Here is a 3,019-nt window from a genome sequence, read left to right as displayed (position 1 = left end):
GCGTCGCGTCGACGCAGGTCAGGTGCGCCGCCGCCGCCAGCCCGGTCTCACGCTCGATCCGCGCCACCGTGGCGTGGGTGCGCTCGCGGGTCGATCCGCCCGCGCCATAGGTGACCGAGACGAAGCGGGGGCCGAGCGGCTCGAGCGTCTTGACCGACTCCCACAGCGTCTCCTCCATCTTCGCGCTCTTGGGCGGAAAGAATTCGAACGACACGCCGATGTCGCCGGCCAGGTCGGCGTAGAGCGGCCCGGCGCCGACCCCCGCCGCGATCCGCCGCGCCTGATCGTCGGTGCCGCTCATGCCGCCTTCACCTCGGGCATCGCCGTCCCCGTCTTGCGCGCCAGCCACAATTTCACGGTCAACTCGCCCCCTTCCAGCGTTTCCACCTGCACCGGCGCCAGCCCCGATGCCTCGAACCAGCCGAGCATCTGCTCGTCCGAAAATCCCAGCCGGACATGGCCTTCGCGGCTGCGCAGCTCCTCGCGGTCGTGCGCGTCGAAATCGGCGATCAGCAGCCGCCCGCCGTCCGCCAGCACCCGCGCCGCCTCGCCGATCGCCGCGCCCGGCTGCTGCGCGAAGTGGAGGACGTGGTGCAATATCGCCAGGTCGGCATCGCCGTCGGCCATCGGCAGCGCGTAGAGGTCGGCCTGGCGCAGCTCGGCCTTGCCCAGCCCGCGCTCGGACAATTTGGCGCGCGCCAGCCGCAGCATCTCCGAACTGCGGTCGATGCCCAGCGCGGTCTGCGCGCGCGGCGCGAACAGCTCCAGCATGCGCCCGGTGCCGGTGCCGATGTCGATCAGCCGGCCCAGCGGAGCCTCCCCCAGCACCCGCGCCATCGCCACCTCGACGTCGCTGTCGGCGATGTGGAGCGATCGGATCGCATCCCATTCGCCGGCGTGCGCCTCGAACCATTCGGCCGCCGCCGCCGCGCGATCGGCGCGCACCGCCGCCAGCCGCGCGCTGTCCGCCACCGCCCAGTGATCGGGCGCGTCCCTGTTCCATTCGTCCAGCGCCGCCAGCACCGGCCCGACCCGATCCGCGCTGCCCAGCGCGACGAACACCCAGCTGCCTTCCTTGCGCCGCTCGGCCAGCCCGGCGTCGCACAGGATCTTGACGTGGCGGCTCACGCGCGGCTGGCTCTGGCCCAGCACCTGCGCCAGTTCGCCGACCGACAGTTCCATCGAGCGCAGCAGCGCCAGAATGCGCAGCCGCGTCGCGTCCGCGAGCGCGCGAAAGATGTCGAGCACCATCGTCATGTCCCAATCCCTAGGGTCCGTACCCGATTAGAGATATAAAGATATCTTTATATGGGGTCAACGCACGCTATGGCCACGCCCTCGCCCCGCGCACGCGACGGCTTGCGGCACCTTTTCGGCTCGGTTAGCGTTCTCCCCGTTCCACTGAACAGGGGATATGTCATGACCAAGCGCCTGATCCTGCCGTTCGCAATCGCCGGCGCGTTCGCGCTCACGGCCTGCTCGAGCGAGACCAAGGACGCCGTCGGCAACGCCGCCGATGCGGTCGCCGCCGACGCCAACGCGACCTTCAGTGAAGCGGTCGACGACACCGACGCCGCCGCCGATCGCGCGTTCGGCGCCGCCGAAAACGCCACCGATCAGGCCGCCAACGCCGTCGATCGCGCCGCCGACGCCACCGGCAACGCGCTGCACGACCTCGGCAACAAGGTCGCCAACTGATCCGCGCCGCCCTTGCGCTCGCGCCGCTGCTGCTCCTCACCGGATGCGGCGCGGGCAGCGATCAGGCCGCTCCCGGCGCGCTCACCGCCGATCAGGAGCGGGAGCTGAACGACGCCGCCGCCGCGCTCGACGGCAACGAAGCCACCGCCGCCAACGCCGCGCCCGAGGATTTGAACTGATGCAGCTCCGCCGTCTGGGCGCCACCGATCTCCACATCGCGCCGCTGGTGCTCGGCGGCAACGTGTTCGACTGGACCGCCGACCGGGCGACCAGCTTCGCCGTGCTCGACGCCTTCGTCGATGCCGGCGGCACGATGATCGACACCGCCGACGTCTATTCGGCGTGGGTGCCGGGGCATAAGGGCGGCGAATCGGAAACCGTGATCGGCGCGTGGCTCAAGGCGTCGGGCAAACGCGACAAGGTCCAGATCGCGACCAAGGTCGGGATGCTGCCCGGCGAGGGCGGGGAGAAGCTCGCCCCCGCGCGCATCGCCGCCGCCTGCGACGCCTCGCTCGCCCGGCTCGGCATCGACCGCATCGACCTCTATTACGCGCACCAGGACGACGATGCCGTGCCGCAGGAGGAGGTGCTCGCCGCGTTCGGCAAGCTCGCCGACGCCGGCAAGATCCACGTCCTCGGCGCCTCGAACTTCCACGCCGCCCGGCTCAAGTCGGCGAACGAGGTCGCGGCGGCGAACGGCCTGCCGCGCTATCACGTGCTCCAGCCCGAATATAATCTGGTCAGCCGCCACAAGTTCGAGGGCGAGCTTCAGGATTACTGCGTCGATCACAACATCGCCGCGCTGCCCTATTACGGGCTGGCGTCGGGCTTCCTCACCGGCAAGTACCGCAGCGAAGCGGACCTGGGCAAAAGCCCGCGCGGCGGCCGCATGGGCGATCTGATCCGGGACAAGGCCGGGATGCTCGCGGCAATGGACGCGGTCGCGGCGGAAACCGGCGCCACCCTCGCCCAGATCGCGCTGGCGTGGCTGATCGCGCAGCCCGGCGTCACCGCGCCGATCGCCAGTGCCACCGGCATCGCCCAGCTCACAGAGCTGACCGGCGCGTGGGACGTGACGCTCTCGGCCGACCAGCTCGACCGGCTGGCGGCGGCCGGGGCGTAGCTCCCTCCAGCCGTCCCCCCGGCCTCGTGCCAAAGGTCCGCCAGGCCTCACGCCCCGTGCCTTGAACGTCCCGCCCCTCGCCCGCCTCCCGGTGGACCCGGCACGAAGGTCGGGGTGACAGGGTGGGTCTTTGGGGATTCGCCAACCAATCCCCATCTCCCGTCCATGGCGGCCTATCGCTCCAACCCGCGCGACCGG

General features: G+C 70.9%; 4 protein-coding genes. 2 read left to right on the top strand and 2 right to left on the bottom strand.

Annotated elements, in window-relative coordinates:
* Both VNR91_RS12025 and VNR91_RS12020 read right to left on the bottom strand, forming a co-directional pair.
* The coding region (locus VNR91_RS12025; protein WP_325491013.1) for a methylenetetrahydrofolate reductase at positions 1–301 on the bottom strand (301 nt) is incomplete at its 3' end.
* Positions 298–1,257 (bottom strand): metalloregulator ArsR/SmtB family transcription factor, encoded by a 960-nt coding sequence (locus tag VNR91_RS12020; RefSeq protein WP_325491012.1) that lies wholly within the window; start codon positions 1,255–1,257, stop codon positions 298–300. The genes VNR91_RS12020 and VNR91_RS12025, both read right to left, overlap by 4 nt.
* A gap of 162 nt (positions 1,258–1,419) precedes the next feature.
* On the opposite strand from VNR91_RS12020, the gene VNR91_RS12015 reads away from it, so the two are divergent.
* A complete protein-coding gene (locus tag VNR91_RS12015; protein ID WP_325491011.1) occupies positions 1,420–1,698 on the top strand; it encodes a hypothetical protein in 279 nt (92 codons plus the stop codon).
* Between the two features lie 175 nt (positions 1,699–1,873).
* Positions 1,874–2,821, top strand: coding sequence for an aldo/keto reductase (locus VNR91_RS12010; protein WP_325491014.1), 948 nt, complete (start codon positions 1,874–1,876; stop codon positions 2,819–2,821).
* Positions 2,822–3,019: the final 198 nt, after the last annotated feature.

The organism is Sphingomonas sp. (assembly GCF_035555815.1).
Taxonomy (GTDB): Bacteria; Pseudomonadota; Alphaproteobacteria; order Sphingomonadales; family Sphingomonadaceae; genus Sphingomonas.
The sequence above is the reverse complement of the archived record's forward strand: the minus strand, read 5'-3'. Positions and strand labels throughout refer to the sequence as shown.

Bases quoted from the DNA above. Each gene is read 5' to 3' on its own strand.
- VNR91_RS12020 (WP_325491012.1), bottom strand. From the start codon at position 1,257: ATGACGATGGTGCTCGACATCTTTCGCGCGCTCGCGGACGCGACGCGG.
- VNR91_RS12015 (WP_325491011.1), top strand. From the start codon at position 1,420: ATGACCAAGCGCCTGATCCTGCCGTTCGCAATCGCCGGCGCGTTCGCG.